The organism is Pseudomonas laurylsulfativorans (assembly GCF_002906155.1).
GTDB classification, from domain to species: domain Bacteria; phylum Pseudomonadota; class Gammaproteobacteria; order Pseudomonadales; family Pseudomonadaceae; genus Aquipseudomonas; species Aquipseudomonas laurylsulfativorans.
In genome coordinates, this window is record NZ_MUJK01000003.1 from 386,489 (window position 1) to 411,896 (window position 25,408).

At 52.6% G+C, this 25,408-nt stretch carries 23 protein-coding genes; 1 reads left to right on the top strand and 22 read right to left on the bottom strand.

The window, feature by feature from the left end; all coding sequences use genetic code 11:
- Positions 1–102 precede the first annotated feature (102 nt).
- The 4 genes from ccoP to ccoN are packed head-to-tail and all read right to left on the bottom strand — an operon-like array spanning position 103 to position 3,297.
- Positions 103–1,056: a cytochrome-c oxidase, cbb3-type subunit III gene (ccoP, locus tag B0D71_RS12190; protein WP_103394978.1), complete on the bottom strand. Its 954-nt coding sequence runs from the start codon at positions 1,054–1,056 to the stop codon at positions 103–105.
- On the bottom strand, positions 1,053–1,250 hold the full coding sequence (locus B0D71_RS12195; protein ID WP_103394979.1) for a cbb3-type cytochrome oxidase subunit 3: 198 nt from the start codon (positions 1,248–1,250) through the stop codon (positions 1,053–1,055). Before B0D71_RS12195 ends, ccoP begins: the two co-directional genes overlap by 4 nt.
- 3 nt (positions 1,251–1,253) lie before the next feature.
- Positions 1,254–1,862, bottom strand: coding sequence for a cytochrome-c oxidase, cbb3-type subunit II (ccoO, locus tag B0D71_RS12200; RefSeq protein ID WP_103394980.1), 609 nt, complete (start codon positions 1,860–1,862; stop codon positions 1,254–1,256).
- Between the two features lie 10 nt (positions 1,863–1,872).
- Complete coding sequence (gene ccoN / locus B0D71_RS12205) at positions 1,873–3,297, bottom strand: cytochrome-c oxidase, cbb3-type subunit I (protein ID WP_103394981.1); 1,425 nt, start codon at positions 3,295–3,297, stop codon at positions 1,873–1,875.
- 94 nt (positions 3,298–3,391) lie between these two features.
- Here ccoN and B0D71_RS12210 point away from each other — a divergent pair, with 94 nt between their 5' ends.
- Positions 3,392–4,069: an alpha/beta family hydrolase gene (locus B0D71_RS12210; protein WP_103394982.1), complete on the top strand. Its 678-nt coding sequence runs from the start codon at positions 3,392–3,394 to the stop codon at positions 4,067–4,069.
- Between the two features lie 102 nt (positions 4,070–4,171).
- On the opposite strand, the gene B0D71_RS12215 is transcribed toward B0D71_RS12210, so the two are convergent.
- The 18 genes from B0D71_RS12215 to B0D71_RS12295 all read right to left on the bottom strand — a co-directional run bounded on the left by B0D71_RS12215 (position 4,172) and on the right by B0D71_RS12295 (position 25,394).
- Entirely contained in the window at positions 4,172–5,737 is a 1,566-nt protein-coding gene (locus B0D71_RS12215; RefSeq protein ID WP_103394983.1) for a methyl-accepting chemotaxis protein, read from the bottom strand.
- 223 nt (positions 5,738–5,960) lie between these two features.
- On the bottom strand, positions 5,961–6,344 hold the full coding sequence (locus tag B0D71_RS12220) for a VanZ family protein (protein WP_103394984.1): 384 nt from the start codon (positions 6,342–6,344) through the stop codon (positions 5,961–5,963).
- Positions 6,341–8,440 (bottom strand): YjbH domain-containing protein, encoded by a 2,100-nt coding sequence (locus tag B0D71_RS12225; RefSeq protein ID WP_103394985.1) that lies wholly within the window; start codon positions 8,438–8,440, stop codon positions 6,341–6,343. The genes B0D71_RS12220 and B0D71_RS12225 overlap by 4 nt, the downstream gene beginning before the upstream one ends.
- The gene (locus B0D71_RS12230) at positions 8,437–9,168 is read right to left on the bottom strand and encodes a capsule biosynthesis GfcC family protein (protein ID WP_240635691.1); all 732 of its coding nucleotides are present in this window, start codon (positions 9,166–9,168) and stop codon (positions 8,437–8,439) included. The genes B0D71_RS12225 and B0D71_RS12230 overlap by 4 nt, the downstream gene beginning before the upstream one ends.
- Before the next feature lie 38 nt (positions 9,169–9,206).
- Complete coding sequence (locus tag B0D71_RS12235; protein WP_103394987.1) at positions 9,207–9,866, bottom strand: YjbF family lipoprotein; 660 nt, start codon at positions 9,864–9,866, stop codon at positions 9,207–9,209.
- A gap of 14 nt (positions 9,867–9,880) precedes the next feature.
- Entirely contained in the window at positions 9,881–10,987 is a 1,107-nt protein-coding gene (locus B0D71_RS12240; RefSeq protein ID WP_103394988.1) for a polysaccharide biosynthesis/export family protein, read from the bottom strand.
- 87 nt (positions 10,988–11,074) lie between these two features.
- Positions 11,075–11,371 (bottom strand): hypothetical protein, encoded by a 297-nt coding sequence (locus tag B0D71_RS12245; protein WP_103394989.1) that lies wholly within the window; start codon positions 11,369–11,371, stop codon positions 11,075–11,077.
- Positions 11,372–11,707: 336 nt separating this feature from the next.
- On the bottom strand, positions 11,708–12,439 hold the full coding sequence (locus B0D71_RS12250; RefSeq protein WP_103394990.1) for a WecB/TagA/CpsF family glycosyltransferase: 732 nt from the start codon (positions 12,437–12,439) through the stop codon (positions 11,708–11,710).
- A 112-nt stretch (positions 12,440–12,551) separates the two neighbouring features.
- Positions 12,552–13,424, bottom strand: a complete 873-nt coding sequence (locus B0D71_RS31215) for a hypothetical protein (RefSeq protein ID WP_133160928.1) — start codon at positions 13,422–13,424, stop codon at positions 12,552–12,554.
- Between the two features lie 36 nt (positions 13,425–13,460).
- A complete protein-coding gene (locus tag B0D71_RS12255; RefSeq protein WP_103394991.1) occupies positions 13,461–14,660 on the bottom strand; it encodes a glycosyltransferase family 4 protein in 1,200 nt (399 codons plus the stop codon).
- Positions 14,653–15,708 carry a hypothetical protein gene (locus B0D71_RS12260; protein ID WP_133160929.1) on the bottom strand — a complete coding sequence of 352 codons (1,056 nt, stop codon included), beginning with the start codon at positions 15,706–15,708 and terminating at the stop codon, positions 14,653–14,655. Before B0D71_RS12260 ends, B0D71_RS12255 begins: the two co-directional genes overlap by 8 nt.
- Before the next feature lie 221 nt (positions 15,709–15,929).
- The gene (locus B0D71_RS12265; protein ID WP_103394993.1) at positions 15,930–16,424 is read right to left on the bottom strand and encodes an acyltransferase; all 495 of its coding nucleotides are present in this window, start codon (positions 16,422–16,424) and stop codon (positions 15,930–15,932) included.
- The gene (locus tag B0D71_RS12270; RefSeq protein ID WP_133160930.1) at positions 16,421–17,194 is read right to left on the bottom strand and encodes a hypothetical protein; all 774 of its coding nucleotides are present in this window, start codon (positions 17,192–17,194) and stop codon (positions 16,421–16,423) included. The genes B0D71_RS12265 and B0D71_RS12270 overlap by 4 nt, the downstream gene beginning before the upstream one ends.
- A gap of 858 nt (positions 17,195–18,052) precedes the next feature.
- Positions 18,053–19,324 carry a UDP-N-acetyl-D-mannosamine dehydrogenase gene (gene wecC, locus B0D71_RS12275; RefSeq protein WP_103394995.1) on the bottom strand — a complete coding sequence of 424 codons (1,272 nt, stop codon included), beginning with the start codon at positions 19,322–19,324 and terminating at the stop codon, positions 18,053–18,055.
- A 58-nt stretch (positions 19,325–19,382) separates the two neighbouring features.
- A complete protein-coding gene (gene wecB, locus B0D71_RS12280; RefSeq protein WP_103394996.1) occupies positions 19,383–20,513 on the bottom strand; it encodes a non-hydrolyzing UDP-N-acetylglucosamine 2-epimerase in 1,131 nt (376 codons plus the stop codon).
- A gap of 77 nt (positions 20,514–20,590) precedes the next feature.
- The gene (locus B0D71_RS12285; RefSeq protein ID WP_103394997.1) at positions 20,591–21,982 is read right to left on the bottom strand and encodes an undecaprenyl-phosphate glucose phosphotransferase; all 1,392 of its coding nucleotides are present in this window, start codon (positions 21,980–21,982) and stop codon (positions 20,591–20,593) included.
- A 613-nt stretch (positions 21,983–22,595) separates the two neighbouring features.
- Positions 22,596–23,102 carry a transcription/translation regulatory transformer protein RfaH gene (gene rfaH, locus B0D71_RS12290; protein WP_103394998.1) on the bottom strand — a complete coding sequence of 169 codons (507 nt, stop codon included), beginning with the start codon at positions 23,100–23,102 and terminating at the stop codon, positions 22,596–22,598.
- Between the two features lie 54 nt (positions 23,103–23,156).
- Complete coding sequence (locus B0D71_RS12295) at positions 23,157–25,394, bottom strand: polysaccharide biosynthesis tyrosine autokinase (protein WP_103394999.1); 2,238 nt, start codon at positions 25,392–25,394, stop codon at positions 23,157–23,159.
- Between the last annotated feature and the right edge of the window lie 14 nt (positions 25,395–25,408).

Genomic DNA, 25,408 nt, shown 5'->3' on the forward strand with positions numbered 1-25,408 from the left:
CGGGGAACCGAAAGGAACAGCCAAAGAGGGTGCGACAATGCGTCGCAAAGAGGCGGGGAGGCTGCCGCATTCGGGTGAATGCGGCAGTAGAGCGGTCAGGATTTATTCGCCTTTGTCTTTGGCCAGCAACGGTTCTGAACCGGTTGCGTGCGACAGGCTGTAAACGTACGCGGCCAGCAGTTGCACCTTGTCATTGCCGAGCAGTTCGTTTTGCGCCGGCATATGGCCCTGGCGACCATGGCGAATCGTTTGTTCAAGCTGCGTCAGGCTGGTGCCGTAAATGAAACCGGCCGGGTGCGTGAGGTTCGGCGCGCCCATGGCTTCGGTGCCCTGGCCGTTTGCCCCGTGACAGGCGACGCAGGTGGTACTGAATGCTTGCTGTCCGGCCTGAAGGTCGGCTTTGCTGTCGGCAGGCAACGGCAGGCCGGCCAGCTCATGACGCACATAAGCAGCGACGTTCTTCACACCGGCTTCGCCCAGGACTTCGCCCCAGGCCGGCATCATCGCCATCCGGCCGCCCATGATGGTGGTCTTGATCGTTTCGGCCGCGCCGCCCCAGCGCCAGTCGCTGTCGGCCAGGTTGGGGAAGCCGAATGCGCCCTTGGCGTCCGAGCCGTGGCACACCGAGCAATTGGAGGCAAACAGGCGGCCGCCCATTTTCAGTGCCTGCGGGTCCTTGGCCACTTCTTCCACGGGCATCGCCGCGAATTTGGCGAAGATAGGCGCGAACTTCGCGTCAGCCTTGGCCATCTCCTTTTCCCATTCGTGCACGCCGGTCCAGCCGTTTTCATAGCCGGGGAGGATGCCTTTCCAGTTGCCCAGGCCGGGATAAAGGATCAGGTAGCCGACGGCAAACACCAGCGTGCCGGCGAACAGCATGAACCACCATTGCGGCAACGGGTTGTCGTACTCCTCGATGCCGTCGAAGCTGTGGCCCATGGTCTGGTCGACACTGCCCTTGGTTTCACCCTTGCGGGTGCCGATCAGCAGCCAGGTCAGGCCGATCAGGCTGCCGATGGTCAGTACGCAGATCCACGTACTCCAGAAGGTGGTCATGGCCGGGTACTCCTTGTTGCAGATTCTTCGGTGATGTCGGGTTGTGGCTCGTCGGCGAACGGCAGCAGGCGCGCTTCGGCGAATTCCGGATTGCGCTTGCCGTTGAACACCCACAGGGTCAGGCCGACGAAGGCGATGAAGACAACGACAGTGCCCAGGCCGCGGATCATTCCAGTGCTCATCTCAACAACCATGGCTCACCTCTTGCTCTTGATGGCAGTGCCGAGCACTTGCAGGTAGGCGACCAGCGCGTCCATCTCGCTCTTGCCTTTGACCGAGGCCACGGCGCCGGCGATGTCGTCGTCGGTGTACGGCACGCCCAGGGTGCGCATCGCGCGCAGCTTGGTGTCGGTGTGGCTGCTGTCGAGCTGGTTGGCCACCAGCCACGGGTAGGCCGGCATCTTCGACTCCGGCACGACGTTGCGCGGGTTGTACAAGTGCGCACGGTGCCAGTCATCCGAGTAGCGCGCGCCGACCCGGGCCAGGTCCGGCCCGGTGCGTTTCGAACCCCACAGGAACGGGTGATCCCAGACGCTTTCGCCCGCCACCGAGTAGTGGCCGTAACGTTCGGTTTCGGCACGGAACGGGCGGATCATCTGCGAGTGACAGCCGACGCAGCCTTCGCGGATGTAAATGTCGCGACCTTCCAGTTGCAGCGCGGTGTAGGGCTTCATGCCTTCCACCGGCTTGTTGGTGACGTCCTGGAAGAACAGCGGGACGATCTGGGTCAGGCCACCGATGCTCACGGCCAGGATCATCAGCAGCAGCAACAGGCCGACGTTTTTCTCGATAGTTTCGTGTTTCATGGCGGACTCCTCAGGCCATCTGCGCGGCAGCGGCGACGTCGGCAGGCTGCGAGGCCCGCACGGTGCGCCAGGTGTTGTAGGCCATCAGGAACATGCCACTGAGGAAGATCGCACCGCCTACCAGCCGCACGACGAAGCCAGGGTGGCTGGCCACCAGGGTTTCGACGAAGGAGTAAGTCAGCGTGCCGTCCTCGTTCACCGCACGCCACATCAGGCCCTGGGCAATGCCGTTGACCCACATCGAGGCGATGTACAGAACGGTGCCGATGGTGGCGAGCCAGAAGTGCGCGTTGATCAGGCCGATGCTGTGCATCTGCTCGCGTCCGAAGACTTTCGGGATCATGTGGTACAGCGCACCGATGGAAATCATTGCCACCCAGCCGAGCGCGCCGGCGTGTACGTGGCCGATGGTCCAGTCGGTGTAGTGGGAGAGGGCGTTGACTGTCTTGATCGCCATCATCGGCCCTTCGAAGGTCGACATGCCGTAGAACGCCAGGGATACCACGAGGAAGCGCAGGATCGGGTCGCTGCGCAACTTATGCCAGGCGCCCGACAAGGTCATCATGCCGTTGATCATCCCGCCCCAGCTTGGCGCCAGCAGGATCAGCGACATCACCATGCCCAGCGACTGCGCCCAGTCCGGCAGCGCGGTGTAGTGCAAGTGGTGCGGACCGGCCCAGATGTACAGGGTGATCAGCGCCCAGAAGTGCACGATCGACAGGCGATAGGAATACACGGGGCGCTCGGCCTGTTTCGGCACGAAGTAATACATCATCCCGAGGAAACCGGCGGTGAGGAAAAAGCCTACGGCGTTATGCCCATACCACCATTGCACCATCGCGTCGGTGGCACCGGAGTACAGCGAGTAGGACTTGGTGAAGCTGACGGGCAATTCCATGTTGTTGACGATGTGCAGGATCGCCACGGTGATGATGAACGCACCGAAGAACCAGTTACCGACGTAGATGTGCTTGGTCTTGCGCTGCATGATCGTGCCGAAGAACACGATGGCGTAGGCGACCCAGACGATGGTGATCAGGATGTCGATCGGCCATTCCAGTTCCGCGTATTCCTTGGAGCTGGTGTAGCCCAGCGGCAGGCTGATGGCTGCCAGGAGAATCACAAGCTGCCAGCCCCAGAAACAGAACGCGGCGATTTTCGGCGCGAACAATTGCGTCTGGCAGGTGCGTTGCACCGAGTACAACGAACTGGCGAACAGTGCGCAGCCGCCGAAGGCGAAGATCACCGCGTTGGTGTGCAGAGGGCGCAAGCGACCGAAGCTGGTCCACGGCAAATTGAAGTTGAGTTCGGGCCAGACCAATTGAGCCGCGAGAAAAACCCCGAGCCCCATGCCGACGATGCCCCACACCACCGTCATAATGGCGAATTGGCGGACCACCTTGTAGTTGTAGGCGGTACTGATAGAAGTGTTCATGGTTCCCCATCCACGGTTCAGCCGAAGTGAGCGAGTAGCGCAAGGCAACGCACCCTTCGGCCGGAGTTATAGGCAGACTAAAAGCGAGGCAAGCATGGACAAAGAGCACAAGGCCAGTATTGACGGGGATCAATGGGCGCAGTGCGTGCGGGATCATGGATGGTTGTGGACTGCCGCCGCTGGCAAGGCTTCGGCGACGCTAATCCTCGCCCATGGCGCCGGCGCACCGATGGACAGCGACTGGATGAGCGACATGGCTGCACGCCTTGCTGCACAAGGCGTGAACGTATTGCGCTTCGAGTTTGCGTACATGGCGCAACGGCGCATCGACGGCGGCAAGCGCCCACCAAACCCGGCGCCGAAACTGCTGGAATGCTGGCGTGAGGTGTATGCCCAGGTGCGACGCCATGTCACTGGGCGTTTGGCCATTGGCGGCAAGTCCATGGGCGGGCGCATGGCCAGTTTGCTGGCCGATGAGTTGGGCGCGGATGCGCTGGTGTGCCTGGGCTATCCGTTCTATGCGGTGGGCAAGCCGGAAAAGCCAAGGGTCGAACATCTGGCGGGGCTGAAAACCCGGACCTTGATCGTGCAGGGCGAGCGCGATGCGCTGGGCAATCGCGAGGCAGTGGAAGGCTATGTGCTGTCACCGAATATCGAGGTGTTCTGGCTGGTGGCGGGGGATCATGATCTGAAGCCGTTGAAGGCTTCGGGGTTTAGCCATGAGCAGCATTTGGCGGCTGCGGCGGGGAAGGTGGCTGCGTTTATTGAATGAGGTTTGCAGTGATCGTCAGGGCCTCATCGCTGGCAAGCAAGCTCCTACAGGGGATTGCGGTCTCTGTAGGAGCTGGCTTGCCAGCGATGGCGGTATCAAGGCCTAGCGGTTAAACCGCTCCACCAACGAGTATTGCGTGTTGGCGGTTTTGGTCAGCTCTTCACTCAACAACGCCGAGTTCTGCGCCTGTTCCGAAGTCTGGTCCGCCAGCTCCGAGATGTTGCTGATGTTGCGGCTGATTTCTTCAGCCACGGCACTTTGCTCTTCGGTCGCGGCAGCGATCTGGGTGGTCATGTCGGTGATGTTGGCCACCGCCTCGCTGATCCCCACCAGCGCCTGGTCCGCTTCCAGTACCCGCGCCACGCCTTCTTCAGCCTGACGATGCCCGGCTTCCATGGTCTGCACGGCGGTGCTGGCGGTTTGCTGGAGCTTGGCGATCAGCGCATGAATCTGCCCGGTGGACTCGCTGGTGCGTTGCGCCAGCTGACGGACTTCGTCGGCCACCACCGCAAAACCACGACCCATCTCGCCGGCACGGGCCGCTTCGATGGCGGCGTTCAGGGCCAGCAGGTTGGTCTGGTCGGCGATGCCTTTGATCACGTCGACCACGCCACCGATCTCGTTGCTGTCCTTGGCCAGTTGGGTCACGGTCACGCCGGTTTCACCCACCACCACCGACAGGCGCTGAATGGCTTCGCGGGTTTCCCCGGCGATGTCACGACCACGACCGGTCAGGCGATTGGCTTCCTGGGTGGCGTCGGCGGTGCGTTGTACGTGGCTGGCGACTTCCTGGGTAGTCGCGGCCATCTGGTTGACCGCGGTGGCCACTTGCTCGGTCTCGACCCGTTGACGTTCCAGGCCGCTGGAGCTGTTGTGCGCCAGGGCATCGGATTGTCTGGCCTGATCGGTCAGGTGTTCGGCCGTGTCCTGCAGGCGCGTCAGGCAGGTTTTCAGGCGCGCTTCCTGACTGAGGATGGACATCTCCAGTCGTGCCTGATCGCCGCGACTGTCGGTGTACATCTGTGCGATCAACGGGTCGGACGTGGTCTGCTCGGCCAGGCGCAGCAAACGCTTGAGGCCACGCTGTTGCCAGCGAAGGCCCATCAGGCCCAGTGGCACCGAAAGACCGGCCGCCAGGGCAAAACCCCAATGGGAGTTCAGTGATGCACCGATCATGAAACTCAACTGGCTGACCAGAATGAACGGCAGCCAGTCCTGCAGGATCGGCACCCATTTATCCGAGGCGGGAATGGCCGACTTGCCCTGGTTGATGCGTTGGTAGAGCGCTTCGGCGCGGCGGATCTGTTCGGCGGTGGGCTTGACCCGCACCGACTCGTAACCGATCACCTGATTGCCTTCGAAGATCGGTGTCACATAGGCGTTCACCCAGTAATGATCACCGCTCTTGCAGCGATTCTTGACAATGCCCATCCATGGCAAGCCTTGTTTCAGCGTGGCCCACATGTGTGCGAACACCGCAGCCGGGACGTCGGGGTGACGGACCAGGTTGTGCGGTGCACGGATCAGCTCCTCTCGGGAAAATCCGCTGATTTCGACGAAGTCGTCGTTGCAGTAGGTGATCATGCCCTTGGCATCGGTGGTGGAAATCAACCGTTGCTGAGCCGGGAACGTCCGCTCGCGTTGTGTAATTGGCTGGTTGTTACGCATGGCGTTTTCAATCCGTGAGGCTTTGACAGGGTGTCGGCGGGGGAGGGGAATTGTTGAGTTTATTTTTTCAACAGCCGACGTTGTGCCAAGGGGTGTACACAAAACCACTGTAGGAGCGAGCTTGCTCGCGATGGTCTATCAGACAACATCGATGTCAACTGAACGAAAATCGTCGGAGCGCCGCCCGGAGCAAGCAAGCGCCCACAGTGGGAAGGCTGGCGCATTACGACGCCAGCTCAGTCGCCTTCTTGAGCTTGGTGTTGCGATACCCGCGCCACGCCAGAATCACCAACATACCGCACGTCACGCCCGTGGCATTGGCCACCATGTCACCCCATGACGCGCTGCGCAGTGGCATCAAGCTCTGTTCCAGCTCAATCACCATCGAGCCCACCAACGGCCAGAACAGCAACCAGACCAACCGCGTGCCGGGGAACGCCAGATAGGCACTCACCGTCAGGCAGGCAAAACCTGCCCAGTGATGCAGCTTGTCCTGGTTCTCGAACACCTGGGGCACCGGCTCACCGCGCATTCCCGCGAAAACCAGCACCAGCAAGATCACGAAAAACGCGAGCTTGGGCAGGGCTTGCAGGAATCGCTGCTTCATTCGGTGACCTTGTAGAAGTTGTTGTGGAACAGGTCGATGTTGCGACGCTCTGTCAGGGAATACAGCGAGTAGCTGCGCGCCAGTGCGGCACCACCGTCACGGGTCAACGGCGTCCACGCCAGGCTGGCACGGCGGGTGGTGGAGCTGGCCATCAACTCATCGAATGGAATCGAGAAGTAAATGCCCTTGCCGAAACTACCTTCGCCGTACTCTTCCTTGGTCGCGTTGGTCACCGTCACCCAGCCACCGAAACGCACGCCATTGTTGAATTCACGGGACAGGTCCAGGGTAACCCCGTAGTCCTTGGCCAGATAACGCCCAACGCTGACCGCACCAAGAATGTCCTGGAACGCACTGCGGTAGTAAAGCGTGGCATTGCCGGTGACGGTGCTGTAGTCACGCAGACCAAAGCCCTGATCGAACTCACGCTGCTTGACCCAGTTCATGTCCACACCCACGGCCCAGCGTTCGCCCATCGGACGATACAGCGCTTCGCCACCGACACCGGCAAACATTGACTCCAGATAACCGCCATACAGCATGCCGTAGAGGTCTTCATCCAGCTGCTTGACCTTGTTCATCTGGAAGGTCGGCATGGTGACTTCCGACGTCGTCATGTACTGACGCAGGTCGGTACGCACACGCGGCAGACCGCTAGGTGCGTCGTACTTGAACTTGTCGAAGTTGTTCGCCAGGTTCGCGCTCAGGGTACCGCTCCACCACAGGTCGGGCTTGAAGCGATACTCGCCATTCAAGTCCGCACTGAATTGGTACAACAGGAACCCGTCGGGGCCGCCGACGTTTTGCTTGTAGCCCAGGCCCAAGCCATAGCTGAGCGGGTCAGGCTTTTGCTCGAACAGGGTCTTCTCCTGATGCGGTACCGGGACGTTCATCTCGGTCACCCGACGCAGGTCTTCCAGCGGACGATCCTCTTGCACCACTTCACGGAAGGTGTCGCGTGGCAGGCTGACTTCCTCGACCGGCAGGCTGTAGCGCGTGTCGACCATCGTGAACCAGTCGATCTCGTCGTTGACGCTGTTGTCCAGAATGCGCGAAGCGCGGCCGACGGCTTTCGGCGTGTGGAAATAACGGCCTTGCTCGCCATAAACAATGACTTCGGAATCCCGCTGGGTGATGCGCGAAACCGTGTAGCCGGCATTGTTTTGCAGGCGCTTGGCGACACCGGCCCACTGCACATCTTGCGGCGCGACCATGGGTTTGGTGTCGGACACAGGCTCGGGCTTGGGGTCGAAGCTCTTGGTCGGCGCCTTGCGGGTGGCGAAGTTGGTGTGCATGGTGATGCCGAACATCGCGGTGTTGCCGCGTTCCCAGGCAGCATGCAGATCGATCCAGTCGTTGGCTTTGAAAACGAAGCCGAGGTTGATGGGCGAGTCCTGGATTTGGTTGTTGTTCAGAGGTTCGTGTTGGTAGTCGTTGCCTTCATATTCCAGCTTGAGCGACAGCGGGTCCCAGGGAGTTTGGTAAGTCACGCCGCCGAAGAAGGAGGGTGAGCCTCGGAAGTAGCTGTTTGCGTTGAAGCTACCAGACGTGTCAACCAAACCCGTCGAATCCGGACGGGTGTCGAACTTGTCGTCAATCCAACCCAGGGGGTTGTCCATGTCACCACGATTGCCGATGTAACCCCAGGCGAGCCCGAGACTGAGATCGAAATCGCCGAACCGTTTGTTGCCTACAAAGTATTCGCTGGAAAACAGACCAGTACCGCCGATGTCTCGTGCACCCAGCGCAACTTGCGGTATCCAGTGGGTTTCTTCGAGCAGGCGCACCTTCGCGTCAATGGCCTTATCCTTAAAGCTTTGGTCGCCACTTAATTCTTCTGAACCGTAATCGCGGTTAGAAATAGCGGTGTAGCGAAACGACCCCTCCAACCAATCAAACGGCTGAAACGACACGCTATAACGACTGTAAGGATCAGTACGGTTAGCGTTCAAAGACAATTCACCCGCAGGCGCCATACGCGCAGTAGGCGTTTGCAGCAGACCCACGCCACCAAAGTCATTCTGGGTATAGCGCGGCTCTGCCACCGCCCACGTGCTGCAACCCAGCAACAAGCAAGGGATCAACTGATACTTCATGGTTTCACCTCCAGCAATGGCTGGGTGGCAATGAAGGCAGCCAATTCGGCATTCAAGTCAGGTGTGGGATCACCTTGTTTGCTGTTATGCACCGGCACATAAATGCGTGCGCCCGGAGCCGGAGGTACGGATGTGGTTTCGTTCCACAGAGCCACGCCACCCTTGAACACTCGCCCGTCAGGCTGAATCACGAACAGCCAGTCGGCGTCGGCATTTGGATCGAGTGGGCAAGCCTTGAGATAGTCGACCGCTGCTTGTAACGGTTGGAATGGCAATTCGCACTCACCCAGCACCGCGCCTTCGACCCGAACCGTGGTTGGGCGAAGCGGGTAAAGCAGTACATCGCCATCACTCAGGAAGCGGTTATTAACGCGATTCAACTCAATCTGCACCGGGTCAAGTTGGGCGACCTTGCGCCCGGTCACCGGCATGGCCTGCACCTTGTCGCGAAGGCGCGCGGCAAGCGTTGCCAGCCCAACCTGATCGCCCGCTAGCGCATTACTGTGCAAGGAAGACAGATCAAAAAGAACGCCGACTTTCAGGCGCTCTTGCGCATCACGCAGAGGGGTATGCAACCAGGCTGCGCCGAGCAGATAAGCCTTGGGGCTTACTTGAGCCTGCAACAACACGTCATGCAGGCGCGTGCCGGCCACGAACGAATAACGCCCGGGCTTGGCGGCATCGCCCTGTACCGTGACCAGTGAGTCAGCATTTGCGGCAAAAGTCATGAGCAGGCTGCAGCAAAGCAGCCAGGAAGAGCGAAAAATCATTGCACTACCGGCTTATTCGGGCGCACTTGAACAATGCGTAGGGGCAATTCGGGGGTGAGGTGTTGCACGCTGGCCATAATGAAACCGTCGGCCGGATCGACCCAATATCGGTTCTGCGCGGTGAAGCCCAGGCCGTCCATTGAGATCTCTTCGTCCACACGCAATAACTCGACGTCGCGGTCGAGGATGTGCACGGTCTCCAGGCCCTTCTTGTTGAAGCGGCTGGTCACGCTGACACCCATTCGATAGCCGTCGGTAAAGTCCACCTGGCGTCGGGTTTGCAAGCCATCGGGAATACGGTGCAGTCCGGTCTTGAACGGCGACGCGCCGTCGAAGCGAGTGCCATCCAGATTGTCGTTGAAACCGACACTGCGAATGGCCAGGCCGTCTTCAAGCATCAGGATCTGGCGGGTCGAAGCCATCCAGAAGCCGACACCGTCCTGCAGACGCACCAGTGCCATCACGGCTTCACCCGTAGGCGCCTCGATGGTGATCTGGTAGTAAGGCGTAGCATCGACCTGCTGGCGTGTGAGTTCCAGAGGCTCAGGCCCTTCGAAAGCGGCTTTCAGCGTGTCCATGGAAGCGGTCATCAACGGGTTGCAGGCGCTCACCAGCAAGGAGGCCACCGTCAGGGTGGCCAGTCGCAGATATTTCACAAGAATTCCAAATCTTAGTTTTCGCTGCCCATGTCATCTTGAATAGCAACACCCGTACGCAACAGGTTGGCAGTTGGGAAGACCTGGCTGATAAAGCGGTTCCAGCGGGTGACATCGGCCGGGCCGACATAAACCACATCCTGGGGCTTCAGTTTGAACTGCTGGGCAACGGCAAACGCAGACGGCGACTTCAAGTCGATCTGGAACACCTTGACTGGTTCGTCTGCCAGGTTCTCAACTCCACGGATGACATAAACCTCCTTGCCGCTGGAGGTTTCCTGACGTAGGCCGCCAACACTGCCAAGTGCGTCAGTTAGGTTCATGTTGCTACCCTTGAAGATAAGGGAGCGCGCAGAGTTGACTTCACCCAGCAAATAGATCTTTTTCTGGTCGTTGTAAGGCAGGTGCAGTTGGTCGCCATCTTTCAGGTAGATATGGTGGAGATTCGAGTTCTTGCGGTTGAGTGCGTCGAGGTCGATCAGATATTCATGACCATCGCGTTTGAGCACCAGACCGGAAATGTCCGCAGTGCCTGTTTCAACTGAACCCTGACCTATGGCCTCCAACAGGCTCAATGGTGTGTTATTAATTGGTAGCTGTCCCGTTTTGGCAAACGCTCCCGAAAGAATAACTTTTTGGCTTACGAAGCGAAGAATACTGACATCTACTTGGGGCTCGGCGACGACCTTGGCCAAGCGCGAAGAAATAACAGAACGAAGTTCCTCAATGGTTTTTCCGGCTGCTTTGATTGTGCCTACATAGGGGTAAAACAGTGAGCCATCCGGGCGAACGAGGCGTCCATTTGCTTCAATTTGCTGTTGTTGACCAGAAGGTGCGGTCAGTTCTGGATGATCCCAAACAGTGATGTAAATCAGGTCGCCAGCACCAATGCGGTACTCAGCAGGCTGGTAGCGCAGCAGTTCGGGGGGGACGATGTTCGAATGGTCCGCGGCCGCTTCAATGGCCACCAGTTTAGGTGTAATCGGAACCAGCTCGATACGGCTGCTTTCCGGGGAACCTTCACGTACCAGATTGCCCGTGTCCATGTGCTGACCAGGGGAGAAAATGCAGCCTTGCAGGGTCAGGCCAACCAGCATGGCCAAGGGAAGCGCGCGATTCATTGTAGAAATTGCTCGAAGGGAATAGGCAAAACAAAACCTCCCAGCAAGGCTGGGAGGTTAGCGTATCGAACTTTAAGCGGGGGTCTGTTACCGAGTGGTACCAGTAGTGCCGGTAGTACCAGTGGTGCCAGTAGTACCTGGGGTACCGTCGTTACCACCGCCGCCACCGCTGTTGGAAGCAGCAACGCCAGCAGCGATTACGCCTGCGCCGATTGCCAGACCAGTACCAACGGTTACACCGCCAGCGATTGGAGTGGACAGGGACAACTCGGAAGATGCTCCAGGTTTTGCAGCAGTAGACGGCGCCTTTGCTGGAGTGGTTTCAGCAGCCATCAATGGCAGGCTGATAGAGGTGGCGAGGGCGATGGCGAGTAGCTTTTGCATGTGCATGCTCCTTGAATGGGTAATCCCTGAGGGTTCTAGGATGTAAGGGTATTGCAGTAGGTGATTAAATTGCAAGCTAGAGGTGATTAGGATTGGTTTTTTTTACGATGTTTTTGCTCCTAAGGTTGGGGCTTGCGCCGGAGAGTATGGCTAGCTGTAGATTAGTAAAAAGCGAGCTGAAATTACCGATTATGCTGAGGGCATAGTGAGCAAAGGGGGCGGCTTTCGATGACAGAAAAAAATATGGTTAATGCAAGAATGAGCGTATGCCTAAAATCAATTTGTCCCGCCTATAGTTGGCTTGCGCTCAACGTAATTTTTGCACACTACGCACTATCAGCGTTTGAATTTCTCTTTGATAAGCAACCAAGCGAACTTACTATTTGTCGTTAAGTAGCGTCGCCACATTCTGCGAGGCTCTTGGAGTACACGATAGAACCACTCAAGTCCATAGTTTTGCATCCATTTTGGAGCGCGAGTTACTTTGCCGGCGACTACGTCGAAAGTGCCGCCAACTCCCATAACGAATGCGACACCAAGTTCGTCTTGCCATCGATTAATGAAGTTTTCTTTCATAGGGGAGCTTATTGCGACAAAGAGCAGTTTCGCGCCAGAGTTGCGGATTTGTTTGACTAGAGATATTTCGTCATCCCAGAAGTAGCCATGGTGGTACCCTGCAACTTCCAACCCAGGATAAAGATTTGCTACTTTGCCGGCCGTGCTGGCAACAACATCTTCTTCCGCCCCAAGCAAAAATACAGAAAAATTGTTAGCTGCACTCATTTTCAGAAGTTCATGAAAAAGATCAACACCTGCCACCCTTTCCGCTACAGGATGACCTAGAAATCGTGCGCCTAACACAACTCCCATGCCGTCTATATTTATTATGTCGCAAGAGCGTACGGATTCATTCAGTTGAGCATCTGTTCGCATGTTTACTATTTTTGCGACATTCACCACGACGTGTTGTGTGAATCGGCCCTCAGTTATTGAGTTATGAATACTCTGGACAGTGTCGCTCATGGAGGCGACGTCCATTGGGCACCCTAAAAATTCAATTCTTTGCATGGTTGATCTCGTCACAGTAAAAGTCTATTTCACAGGTGGTGATACAACAAAATTCTCGGCTCTTAACACGGCAACTGAAAATGTTTGAATCATATTTTTAAAGCCATGAAATTTATGGTTCGATATGATTTTTGTTGAAGGTGTTTAGGTGGGAGCGTAATTCTGGTTCGCTTTTAGTACAGTCGTGCCTTATATTTTTATCGCAAAACCATTCGTCCATAGCTTCAATGGTTTGAATGTTTCGAAATTTATTAAGTTGAATTTTGTTGTAATTTGAATCATCCCTTATACGAATGGGAGAACCACAGAGATTTGTGAAGGTATTTCGTTTTATGAGGTTTTCACTTGAGTGATGCGCTAAGTAAACTGCGTGTAACAGTCCACAGCTTTGCACGTTCTTGATGTTGATAAATTCGTTGCCAGAAACATCGTTCTGACGAGAATTTACAAATCTAATCACAGCAGTGCTCGGAGGTGAGTCGGGTGAGGTTTGACCAATATTTTCGAAGCGCATGTTGTATATTTTATTGTGAGCGTTGAATTCTCGTTGGTTCTCTCTGTTGCCTTCGATGGATATCGCTGTTAAATAGTTTCTAATATGCAGGTTGCCGATGATTACGTTGGATCCATAACCATCTTTCGATAAAACTCTGAGCCATGTTAGTTGCTCGCCGTTACCATCAAACATTGGCAGGCGCAAATTGCTTGGCTCGGAAGTAAATTCATAGTGAACACCTTGTTTCGGGCGCAAAATTGCTGCCTGTTTATTATAGGTGCCTCCATGAATCAAGAATTTTACAGTGGAAATGTTCGAAGAAGAAAGTTCGTAAGAATGGTCAATCGCTTGCTGCAAGGATAAAAATGTAGTGACTCCATTGATTTCATTTTGGGCTATATGGATTTCAATAATATTTACTTTGCTGGTGATGTCTGCGACAGAAATAAGGGGGATTTGCAGTAAAATAAATAACAAAAATTTAAACACGTGGAGAATCCTGGCGGCATAATATTGGTTTAGCTGTTAAAGTGTGCTCCGGTACAGTTCAAGATATTTTTCCCCGTTTTTTGACCAGAGACGTTCTTTCGTAACGAAAGCAAAACCTTTATTGATTAAATCAAGATGGTTGTATCTGTTTAGATGCTGCGTCAAGATTGCTTGTGCTAGTAACGACGGATTATCTGCCTGTATGAATATAGCATGGTCACCATCAAGAATTTCCTTATATCCACCTACATTTGAACATATAAGATTTTTTCTATGGAGAAGAGCCTCTAAAGGTTTTAACGGGGTAACTTTTTCGCTGACTTCTCCCGATTTTCTATAATTTATAATCGTATCTAGTTGGTTATATATATTTAGTGCTTCGTCTGGGTGGAATTTCCCATGGAAATGAACGGATACCCCTAGGCTGTCGCTAAGAGATTCGAGAGCTTTCCGCGAGCTTCCATCTCCATATATATGAAAATCAATTTCGACGCCCTGATCACTTAGAATTTTTAGAGCGTGTATCACATAATCTAAGCCTTCAAGTTCAATAACGGATCCCACATATCCGAATCGTTGTTTTAAATCTCTATTTTGAAGGGGGGCGCATGTAGTTATAGAATCGTCGTCAATCCCATTTTTAATGACGCTGACTGAGCGTTGTTTATTATTTTGTGGGAGCGCCTCTACATAATTTTTAAGGCCGTCTGAAATGGTTACTATTTTTTGACAGTTGTTGAGGCAGAATTTTTCTAATGAAGCTGCTAGGCGTTTGGTTAGGTTGCTAGCTTTGAAGTTATCATTTTCAAACCAAAGACTTCTTAGTTCATATACAACTGGTTTTTTAAAGAGCCAACCCCAAAAAATTGTCGGGGCTGCACAAAGGAAGGTTGCGTGGGCGTGCAAAATGTCAGGATTTTCTCTTCTTATAACGTGCGCAATACGAAAGAAAAAATAAGGGAGGGTGATTATTTTTTTTATTTTTATAAAGGTACTGCTCTTTAATCCTACACTCAGGTTTTTGAAAATATAACTCCGGTAAACCTTAACGGCAATTTTTGGAAACAGCTCTATTTTTGTAGCTAGTTTTTTCTCAAATGGCTCTTGAAATGGTGATGTTAGAGCTACATTCTCAATTCCAAGAGTTGAGGTCCATTTTAATATTAGGTTTGTACGGGTTGATGATCCGCTTATGTTGGGTGATGATTGATGTAGTATGTGAAGAACTTTAAGCATTGTTTTTTCTCAGAAAGAAGAAGGTGTAGAAAAAAGCAATAATAATGAATGTTAAGTACTCTGGCTTCGGAAAGCCTCTGTGGAAAAGATGGATGAATTGAAACACTAAGATTGAGTACACAGCTGCGTATTTAGGGTTCTTAACCGTAGCTGCATAACTTCTAGTTAGAATTGTGGCGAGGATAATCATTCCAATAATGCCGTAATACTTGAAATCCAAAAACAGTCCGCCAACGATGCCGGGAGTTAACCCACCCCCGCCGATGCGCCCTATCTCGTCACCAAAAAGTTTCCCGGCCGCATCATGATTTCCTGGTAATAGTGTATAAAAGTCTGAAAAGAAAATATTGCTGACTAGCTCTAAGTTGTTGTTTATTATCTGATTTGCAAGTCCTGTTGTTTCTTTGAAAGCTAAGTAAAACGGTAGGATGATAAAAACAAAAATCGAGTCGCTTTGAAAATATTGCTGTGCGATGTCTCCTGCTGAAGACCAAGTTTGGCTATTGTATCGCCTGATATAAAATCCAGATGCAATAGTTATAAAAAACGCTAAAGAGGAAAAGCCAAAAATCTTGAGAAATTTTTTACTTCGAAGTGTTGATTTTTTAATTGATTCGCGGGTTCGTCGATTAATAAGCCCGATCATTACGAGTAATGCGTAGGAGGCTATAAAAGAAACTGCTGTTCCCCTCGCACCAATAAATACACTTGGCAGGGAGATCAGTGCGAATAGGAAAAGTTTTCGTCGTTGGCTATATGGAAGAAAATATAGAATAGGGATAATAGGAAGCGGGCTTCTGATAACATAGCCTAGCCAAGCAGGGATATTGAATCTTAAATCCTGATTCAGGAAAATGTTCCCCGTCGTAACGAGTACTAGACCTAGTGCTGCATAAGCAACTGCTAGGTGTGCTAAGAGTAAGGCTTGGAAAGTCCCATTGCGTACTGTTTTTACTTTTTCAAGAGGAGGGTAGCGTGTGGGGATTTTAATACTGAGCAATAGGTTTGTAATAGCAAATGCGCCGAGGAATAAGTGGAATGCATACATTCCTTCATCTGTTATGAATCCTCGGTAGTTAGATATGTTTAGGAGCGAAATTCCATAATACCCAAGTATAAAGTACAGTATTATCTTTGAGTTTATGTCTCGGGCGAAGTATAAGCAGGAAATCAGTGTAGCCATTAATGATATGTAGTAGAAATAATAATTTCCGTTGCAAAGCGCTGAAATCAAAAAGAAGAAAGGGAGAAAGATGTATATCAGCGTTCTCAAGATCTATGTCCTATTACTTTTGCTGGGACTCCGGCAACTATTGTATAGGGGGGGGTGCTGTGGGTTACAACACTACCGGCAGCAATAACACATCCGTTGCCTATGGTTACTCCTGGTAGCAATATTGCGTTACATGCAATCCAAACATCAGTGCCAATTATAACGGGTTTTCGTTCGTAGCCTTGTTGTTGAATATCGATAGACATGTCTTTGTATAAATGATTTTGAGAGTAGATTGTTACGTTGGGGCCGATTAAAGTTCGGCTTCCTATTTCTACACCTCCGCCAGCATTGATTAAGCAGTTTCTGTTAATTGAAATATTGTCGCCTAGCTGTAGTTTTGATGGGCTATCAATATGAATGCCATCCCATATTTTAACATTTATCCCGCGCTTGTAAGGGAGTGCCGCATTTCTTATATGGCAGCCTATGTTTCCTGGGATTAAAGAGGTTAGTTTCATTGTCCATAGAATTAATTCATATTTGATCATTTTTTTTCTGAGAGCACCGTATGCGTAAAAATAACTGCCCTAGAAAGCCACAGGGCAATAAAGAGTGTCAGTAGGCTATTCGTTGTGATGTCGTAACTGAGCGTGGAGAAAATTGCGAAGATAGCAATGATTGCCGTGGCGGAGTAAATATTTGATTTCCATATGTCCTTAGCAGAAGCTCTGCTTCCCATTACGGAGGAAAGCAAAGAGTAAATGCACTTTATGGATACCAGGAAGTAGCTCAGTAACATGTTTAGCCAGGTTATTTTTAACTCAATAAGTGGTGATATTAAATAAATGCATCCACCAAATAAGAAAAACGCTGTTGTTATTTTTATCAGCAGTGTCCGTGTCTTGTGTATAAATAAATTATTTGAGAAGTTGGTTTTGAAAAAAATTGCCTCCCTAAATCCAATATAAGAAGCGATCATGTTGAAGGGGAAAATTAAAATCATGGAAAAATAAACATATTCGGTAAATAGGGATTGGCCCGAAAATTTTTCAGCCAAAATTCGATCGAAGCTACCTAGTACGGTCATTATTGCCAGAGAGAAAGAAAACGCTAGTGCGGTGCTAAGAGGTGATTGGTTTGATCTGATTATTGCTAGTGATTTCGCGTTTTTTAAAAAATAATAGATATTTAATAATCCAGCGAGTGCAATTGTTGTTAATAAGGCGCTCTCCAGGGCTGAGCTTAAACTGAGAATGCAAATTAAGACGCCGAGGAAAATTGAGAATTTCCAGGCGCCAGAGATAAGCTGAGCTTCCACAAAACTACTTTTTATTCTAGAAATATTGTAGTTGATCAGTGAGAGACAGAAAGTAAGAGTAAGTAGTGAGATCCAGAGCGTGCTGAGTTGGTTGGGGAAAATAACTTTAGTTATTATTGGGCTAAAAGTAACTGATATTGCTATTCCTATGCCAGTGCAGCATGCGGAGGTTTTGTCGATTTCAAATTTGTTGTTGTTGTATCTCCCGTAGCGAATTATTAGTTGTTCCATTCCGCCGAGTGCGAATGAGCTTAGTATGGTGGTAATTGTAATTATGTAAGATAAGGATAAGTAATCTGAGGGTGTTAAAAATTTTTTTGTTAGGATGTTTGAGAGGAATAACGCTCCGGACCCTGCACACATAATAAGAAAGGATAAGTGGGTTCGTAATATTAAAAATAGCGTATTCATATTTGCTTTTGCTAGAGGTGAATAAAAAGTCGATAGGTTATTTGTCTGTCATAGAGGGTTGTGTTTTTATTAAGTGTTGCGAGTGCGTGCTTAGCTGTCTTTGAATATTATGTAATTTATTGTTGTAGTGGATGTGTTGCTGGTATTTAGTGTGGCGATGGCTAATTGGTAGTGGTAGGGAAGGATATTAAAGTAGTGAGTGCTATAGAAGGCGGTTTTTGTTGGTTTTATATGTTGTGAGTTTGAGGTGGTGGTTTTCTCGCGCGATTATTTTTATCTGGCTTGAAGCGCTGAGTGAATAGTTCTTTTGCCCCAAAAAGCCCCGTTAAACGGGGCAGGTTTTGAGGTGATGCTTCGCTTTTTTTGAACTCGTAGATTGAGTTGTTAGCCCTGCAGAGTCTAACTAGGTATCTATCTTTGGGGGCTATTTATGTCGGGTTCGCGAAATTATCTTTGAGCGTAAATTCCGCGTGTATCTACGAAGGAATGTTTTTGAATTGTGCTAGAAGGTATTTCTTTGAACTCTTTATGATCCACGAGTATCAAAAGAATATCTGCTTCTGATAGTGCGGTTTCCACGCTCGTCAGATTTAGCTTGCCTGACAATTCCTGCGGTAGCTCGCTGATGTTTGGTTCTATCGCGAGTACTGGGCCGGGGTGAGTCTCACAAATTTGTTGGGTAATCGCTAGAGCAGGGCTTTCACGCAAGTCGTCAATATCTGGCTTAAACGCTAGTCCGAAACAAGCAATTGTTACGTCGCGTATTGTCTTATCAGGATTCGTCTGCAGGAATTCAAAAACCGCCAATTTTACCTTGTTGATCACCCACTGTGGCTTGCTGTCATTCACTTCTCGAGCAGTACGAATTAAGTGTGCTTGCTCTGGTGACTTACTGACAATGAACCACGGATCGACGGCGATGCAGTGCCCACCCACACCGGGTCCAGGTTGTAGGATATTGACCCGCGGATGTCGATTCGCCAAGCGGATTAGTTCCCATACGCTGATGTCCAGTTCGTCACAGATCATTGAAAGCTCGTTCGCGAATGCAATGTTAACATCGCGAAAGCTATTTTCAGTAAGCTTGCACATTTCCGCAGTGCGAGCATTAGTTACAATGCACTCGCCCTGGACAAAGATTTTGTAAAGGTTAATTGCTGACTCGCAACATTTGGGGGTCATTCCGCCGATCACGCGATCGTTTTGTACTAATTCACGTAATACATGCCCGGGTAACACTCGTTCAGGGCAATGAGCGATGCGAATATCCGACTTTTCACCGTGAGTTTGTGGAAAACTCAAATCCGGGCGAGCGTCGGCCAACCAAGCAGCCATCTGCTCTGTAGCTCCTACAGGGGAAGTTGACTCAAGAATTACCAAGTCACCTTTTTTTAGAACTGGTGCAATGCTTTTACTAGCGGACTCAATATAGCCTAAATCCGGTTCGTGATCGCCCTTGAATGGAGTGGGTACTGCAATCAGGAAAGCATCAGCAGGTTCTGGTTGCGTAGTCGCACGCAGATAGCCTTCAGTTACCGCGGCATGTACAACCATGTCTAGATCTGGTTCTACAATATGAATCTGACCGCGATTGATGGTATCCACCGCGTTCTGATTAACGTCGACGCCTATTACTTGTTTTTTACGTGAGGCGAAGACTGCCGCCGTTGGCAGGCCAATGTAACCGAGGCCAATAACCGAGATAGTTGCAAAGGGCATTGAGCGTCCTTGATATGTGTTTTTAGGATCAGATAACCACAGCTAAAAGCATGGCGTTTTATTTGGTGGCTTGATAGTTAAGTAACGACTCAAGAATTCGCTGGCAAGCTTTACCGTCACCGTATGGGTTATGGGCAAAACTCATCGTCCGGTAGGCTGTTTGGTCTGTCAGTAAACGATTCAGTTCCCTGACGATGTTAGCGGTTTCAGTGCCAACCAGTTTCACCGTACCCGCGGCCACTGCTTCTGGCCGTTCTGTTGTATCGCGCATCACCAGTACCGGCTTACCCAAAGATGGCGCTTCCTCTTGAATGCCGCCAGAGTCGGTCAAAATGATGTGAGAGCGGGTCATCATGTGAACAAACGGAAGGTAATCCAAAGGTTCGATCAAATGAACATTGTCGATGCCGGTAAGCAACCGGTTGACGGGTTCGCGAACATTGGGGTTGAGGTGCACCGGATAAACAATTTCAGCCTCAGGGTTTTGCTGAGCGACTTCAATCAACGCATTGCAGATTCGCTCAAATCCGTCGCCGAAGCTTTCTCGGCGATGTCCGGTCACGAGAATCAATTTCCGGGATGGGTCGAGAAATGCACCCGGTGCGGCGGCTTTTTGATTGAGTTCCTCGTCCTTATCAAGTCGCGCCACTACGTCCAGCAATGCATCAATTACAGTGTTGCCTGTAACGATGATGCTTTCGGGATTGACGCCTTCGCGTAGCAGGTTCGATTGTGAGGTTTCGGTCGGCGCGAAGTGCAGGCTGGCCAGGGCACCAGTCAACTTACGATTGCCTTCTTCAGGCCAGGGCGAATAGAGATTGCCGGTACGCAGGCCCGCTTCAACGTGCGCAACTGGAATTTGTTGGTAGTAGGCCGCGAGGCTCGCGGCAAAGGTGGTCGCGGTATCACCGTGGACCAGCACAATATCCGGTTTGAATTGTGCAAATACGCCTTTCAAGCCCTGCAGGATGGCTGTGCTGACATCGGTCAGGTCCTGGCCGGACTTCATGATATTCAGGTCGAAGTCTGGGGTGATCGAAAACAGGTCAAGTACCTGATCAAGCATTTCTCGGTGCTGGCCTGTGACACAAACCCTCGCATCGAAGCGTTCGTCAGAGGCTAGAGCGAGAACCAGAGGGGCCATCTTGATAGCTTCGGGCCGAGTGCCGAAGACGCAGAGGGTTTTCATAAAGTACGGACCATTATTTTGGTGAGTCAAGAGTGCGGGGCGAAAGAGCGTTCTGCAGCGAAGGACGTAAGTAGACGTCAGTAGATATTTTTTGAGAGGAGCGTGAAGGGCGTTTTGATCAGGATCTTGATATCCAGCCACAACGACCAGTTGTTGATGTACGCGAGATCAAGCTCTACACGCTTTTCCATCTTGTCGATGGTCTCTGTCTCGCCACGATAACCACTGATCTGAGCCAAGCCAGTAATCCCCGGTTTGATCCGATGTCGAGCCATATAGGCATCGATTTTTCCGGTGTAGTAATCGTTGTGCGCCACGGCGTGAGGACGAGGGCCTACCAGTGACATGCGGCCTTGCAGGGCATTGAACAGTTGCGGCAGTTCGTCGAGGGACGTACGGCGGATGAACTGGCCGACGCGGGTGACTCGAGGGTCGTCACGGCTGGCCTGTTTGACTTCCTGGTCGTCGTGCATGCGCATCGAGCGGAACTTCCAGACCTTGATGATCTTGCCGTTCCAGCCGTGGCGTTTCTGTTTGAACAGGATCGGGCCAGGGGATGAGCATTTGACGGCGATGGCGGTGGCCAACAATACCGGACTGAGGAGAATGATCGCGATGAGTGCGACGGTCCGGTCCATGATCGCTTTAGAGGCGGCGGCGGTGGGGTAGGACGTCAGTGGGCTCTCATTCAGGTGAATGGCGGGAAGGCCTTCGATATCACTGACGGAGTGGTTGAGCAGGATCAGGCTTTGCAGGTCTGGGGTCCAGATGACGTCGACGCTGGAGTCCAGCAGGTCGATGTACAGGCCTTCGATCTGTTCGGCTTCTGTCAGCGGCAAGGCGATGTAAAGGCGGCGAATCTGGTGGGTTGCGATCAGGTCCCGCAAGTGGGCAAGGCTGCCAATCACCGGGTACAGGCCATTGCTGGGCGAGGGCCGGTCGTCCGCGGCTACCAGGCCAACCAGTGGTTCGTTTCTATTGCGAACCAATTTGTCCGCGAGTTCTTGGGCCAGGTCGCCGGTGCCGATAATCAGCGAGGTGCGGGCGGCTTGCAGCTTTTGCTGGTAGCGCCGGGAGAAGTTATGCAGCGGCACATAGAGGCAGGCTTGAAGTGCGAAACCGGCAAACGCGAGAATGATGATGACTTCGCGGGAAAAAAGCTCGCTGGTTTTGGTGACGAACGCAACTACGGTAAGGCCAGAAAGAAGTGTCAGCCACCCGGCCAGTAAGCGACCAAGTCCTACCAGGTAACCATGGTGTTTATGGTAGACCTGCATCATGGAGTAGGCTGGGACCGAGCCGAGGAGTATGAATGCCGCAAGTATGCGGTAGTGGGCCTCGACTTCTCCGGTCTTCATCGTTGCCAAAGCACACAGCAGGAGGATGAGGACGGAGATTGCAGCTAGCCATTGGGTCCAAAAAGTAAGACCTCGATTGTCTGGTAGCTTGGTGTTGCGCTTGCGAATCAAAATAATGTCCCTTGCGTCGATTTGGGCATAGCCTTCCTGGGTATGCCTGCTGTCTGGAGTGTTCACTCCATGCCGCTTTAGTTGCTGTTTGAGCCTCTCGCACAAACCGCTCGGTGTCGTGGCGTTCCCATTTCCGTGGCAGGGAACGCACTCGCCTTGGCCAATATCAAGGTTTTGGGCACGCTACCGCCCCAGGATTGACCGTTGGTTTCCTGAGAACGTGCGCCGTGGGTGCGACGAATGAGCCGATGCGCGAGCGCTGGCAATTTATTGTGGGGCGAGGGGGTAATCGGGCAGGCCGAGCCATGGCTCGGCAGAGGACTATGCGTCTATTCCTTGACTGCTGCACAACGGGGGCTGTGCAAGGCATCCTGCCTGAATGAAGTGGTTAGCCTCAGCCGGGGGTGCATTCTACCGAATTCGTAGGAAAAGTGAAGGCGGATTTGTAGGACAGAACCAACAAAAAGTGGCGTTTTTATTGGGCAAGGAGCGGTTTCCAACCAGTTTTGCCGTGGTTCGGGCAGGGTTCGATATTGCAAGCAGCTTCAGCACTCACAAGTCGGTCATTGATTTTTATTTTTGTTGTTTCAGGTGAGCAAAACGATGGGGGGGATCAGGTTTTTTCTATTGCGTCGATCGGGACGCTGAGGGTGTGTTCGCGGTGCAGGAGCTGGAGCAGGATCACGATGCGTTCGGCACCGTCGCGGGCCAGGAAAATCGCTTCCAGTTCCTTGTAGCTGCCGCGGTTGATGCGCACCCTGTCGCCGGGCTCGAATGTTGCGGACGCTACGGGTGCCTCGTTGAGTTGCTGTTGCAATTGCTCGATGAGTTCGTCGGCGACCGCAATCGGTAGTTTACCGAACGTCACCAGTTGGTTCACTCCGCGGGTAGAGCGGATCGGGTGCCAATTATCGTTGAGTTGGTCGAGTTGGATAAAAAGGTAGCCGGGGAAGAGAGACTCTACTGACGTGTTGCGGCGACCGCGCTGAATACGTTCGATCCATTGGGTGGGTCGGTAGCAAGTGAAGCCCTGGCGAATCAGGTTTTCCTCGGCGCGGGCATCTTGCCGGGGTTTGCACTGGATCAGGTACCAGCGTGGGGGCGGGTGCGGGCGAGGCATGCTAAGGGCTCTCATGGGGGAGTCAGGGCAGTTGTACTGCCCTGATGTCCGCTGTCACTTTTTGTCCGAGGCGTATTCATATTGATAGTAGCTGTAGCTACCGTAGCCGTACGCTGAAGCTTTGCGTTCCACGGCGTTGAAAATCGCACCCTTGACCACGATACCGTTCTGTTCGAAGCGACGCTTGGTGACGGCGATTTCCTTGGCGGCGTTGACGCCAAAACGGGTCACGATCAGGCTTGTGCCGGCCTGACGGCCCACCAGGGCGGCATCGGTCACTGCGAGGATTGGCGGGGTGTCGATGATCACCAGGTCGTACTGGCTGCTGACTTGCTCCAGGAACCGGGTGAAGTTGCTGTGCATCAGCAGTTCGGATGGGTTTGGCGGGATCTGGCCGCGGGTGATGACGTGCAGGTTGTCCACTTCGGTGGAGTGGGTGGCCTTGTCCAGATCAATCTTGCCGGCGAGCAGGTCGGACAAGCCGCTGTTCACGTCCATGCGGAACATTTTGTTCAGGTAGCCTTTACGCATGTCGGCGTCAACCAGCAGCACCTTTTGTCCGGTCTGGGCAATGATCGCGGCCAGGTTGCTCGAGACGAAGGATTTACCGACGGCCGGGCTTGGGCCGGAGATCATCAGGATGTTGTTCTTCGCTTCAAGGGTCGCGAAGTGCAGGCTGGTACGCAGGCTGCGCAATGATTCGATGGCGAGGTCGGCGGGGTTGTTCACGGCCAGCAGCAGTGAGCCTGAAGAGGCGCGGTTGTTGCCCTTCAATGTGCCTTCAATCTGGGACTGGCCCTTGCTGAGAGGGATCGACGCGTAAACCGGGATGCCAAGTTGCTCGATGACCTCTGGGTCTTCGACGCCACGATTCATCGCTTTACGAACCAGTACGTAGGCCACGGCAATCAGGCCGCCGAGCAGCGTTGCGATCAAAACGATCAGCGCTTTTTTCGGTTTGACCGGTTTTTCGATGTTCGCATCCGCCGAGTCGATCACGCGGACGTTACCTACTGTACCGGCTCGGACAATATCCAGCTCTTGGGTTTTATTCAGCAACTGCGTGTAGATGTCGGTGGTGACTTGCGTGTCACGGGTCAGGCGCAGTAGTTCCTGCTGGGTTTCTGGCAGGTTCTTGACCTTCTTTTCCAGCCCGCGTTTCTGCTGATCGAGCTGACCCATTTGGGTCATCAGTGCCTGGTAGGACGGATGTTCGCGGGTGAAGCGGTGTTCCATCTCGGCTTGCTTGAGCTTCAACTCGGAAATCAGGGTTTCCAGGGCTACGATCTGATCGAGCACAGCTTTGGTTTCGATGGTGATGTCTACGGAACGAGCACTGCTCTGGTAGGCATTCAACTGACCTTCGGCCTTCTCAAGTTGCTTTCGTACATCCGGCAACTGGGTGCGCAGAAACTCCAGGCTTTGTGCGGCTTCGGCGGAGTTACGCTGGACGTTCTGCAGTACGTAGAGCCGGTTGATCTCGTCCAGCACCTTGTTGGCCAGATCGGGATCTTCGCTTTCCAGCGACAGTGCGATGATGCCGGATTCCTTGCCACGTTCAGCAGCCGACACATCTTCTTGGTACTTGAGAATGGTATTGAGGCGACGCTGCTTGGTGACAGTGAATAGAGCGCCAGTATTGGCATTCAGTGTCGAAACTTGCAGTTTGAAGCCATTTTGCTCCAGTTTCTCACCTGCTTGACCATGAAGGAGGACTTCGTCATCGTCATTCAGCAGAGTAAAGGCACCATTCCCCTCAGCGCGTAGTGTCAACCCCTTGCCCAGATAGTTATCTGGTACTTCCAGTTGGAAGATGTCGAGTTTTTCTCCGCCCCATGTATAGCTGTTCAATCCGAAAAATGGCGGGGCCACTTGGTTTTCACCAGTGGCTTGAAAGCGTCGGCTAAAGAAGCGGCCAATCATCGGGAAGTAATTTGGCTCAACATTAATGTCGAGCTTCAGGTTTTCCACCGCCTTACCCAGAACCGCCCGAGATTTAAGCAGTTCAATCTCCGTCACCGCCGGGGAGGTGGTACCAAACATCTCACTCATTTCCGCCATGCCGCCCAGCGCAGCCATGCCGCCTTTTTTCTCTTCAACCTGCACCAGCGCATTTGCCTGGTAAACCGGCGTCGACAACACGGCATACGCAACACCCATCGCGCAAAAGAACGCAGTGATGCCAACAATGATCCACTTGCTATCGATCAAGGTGCCGAAGAGTGCGAGCAGATCGATGTCGTCATCGTCGTCGCGGTGTTCCTGGATGGGGAGGCTGTTTGGGCTTTGCATGCGGGGTACTTTTA

Bases quoted from the DNA above. Each gene is read 5' to 3' on its own strand.
- ccoP (WP_103394978.1), bottom strand. From the start codon at position 1,056: ATGACCACCTTCTGGAGTACGTGGATCTGCGTACTGACCATCGGCAGC.
- B0D71_RS12195 (WP_103394979.1), bottom strand. From the start codon at position 1,250: ATGGTTGTTGAGATGAGCACTGGAATGATCCGCGGCCTGGGCACTGTC.
- ccoO (WP_103394980.1), bottom strand. From the start codon at position 1,862: ATGAAACACGAAACTATCGAGAAAAACGTCGGCCTGTTGCTGCTGCTG.
- ccoN (WP_103394981.1), bottom strand. From the start codon at position 3,297: ATGAACACTTCTATCAGTACCGCCTACAACTACAAGGTGGTCCGCCAA.
- B0D71_RS12210 (WP_103394982.1), top strand. From the start codon at position 3,392: ATGGACAAAGAGCACAAGGCCAGTATTGACGGGGATCAATGGGCGCAG.
- B0D71_RS12215 (WP_103394983.1), bottom strand. From the start codon at position 5,737: ATGCGTAACAACCAGCCAATTACACAACGCGAGCGGACGTTCCCGGCT.
- B0D71_RS12220 (WP_103394984.1), bottom strand. From the start codon at position 6,344: ATGAAGCAGCGATTCCTGCAAGCCCTGCCCAAGCTCGCGTTTTTCGTG.
- B0D71_RS12225 (WP_103394985.1), bottom strand. From the start codon at position 8,440: ATGAAGTATCAGTTGATCCCTTGCTTGTTGCTGGGTTGCAGCACGTGG.
- B0D71_RS12230 (WP_240635691.1), bottom strand. From the start codon at position 9,168: ATGACTTTTGCCGCAAATGCTGACTCACTGGTCACGGTACAGGGCGAT.
- B0D71_RS12240 (WP_103394988.1), bottom strand. From the start codon at position 10,987: ATGAATCGCGCGCTTCCCTTGGCCATGCTGGTTGGCCTGACCCTGCAA.
- B0D71_RS12245 (WP_103394989.1), bottom strand. From the start codon at position 11,371: ATGCAAAAGCTACTCGCCATCGCCCTCGCCACCTCTATCAGCCTGCCA.
- B0D71_RS12250 (WP_103394990.1), bottom strand. From the start codon at position 12,439: ATGCAAAGAATTGAATTTTTAGGGTGCCCAATGGACGTCGCCTCCATG.
- B0D71_RS12255 (WP_103394991.1), bottom strand. From the start codon at position 14,660: ATGCTTAAAGTTCTTCACATACTACATCAATCATCACCCAACATAAGC.
- B0D71_RS12260 (WP_133160929.1), bottom strand. From the start codon at position 15,708: ATGTATGCATTCCACTTATTCCTCGGCGCATTTGCTATTACAAACCTA.
- B0D71_RS12265 (WP_103394993.1), bottom strand. From the start codon at position 16,424: ATGATCAAATATGAATTAATTCTATGGACAATGAAACTAACCTCTTTA.
- wecC (WP_103394995.1), bottom strand. From the start codon at position 19,324: ATGCCCTTTGCAACTATCTCGGTTATTGGCCTCGGTTACATTGGCCTG.
- wecB (WP_103394996.1), bottom strand. From the start codon at position 20,513: ATGAAAACCCTCTGCGTCTTCGGCACTCGGCCCGAAGCTATCAAGATG.
- rfaH (WP_103394998.1), bottom strand. From the start codon at position 23,102: ATGCCTCGCCCGCACCCGCCCCCACGCTGGTACCTGATCCAGTGCAAA.
- B0D71_RS12295 (WP_103394999.1), bottom strand. From the start codon at position 25,394: ATGCAAAGCCCAAACAGCCTCCCCATCCAGGAACACCGCGACGACGAT.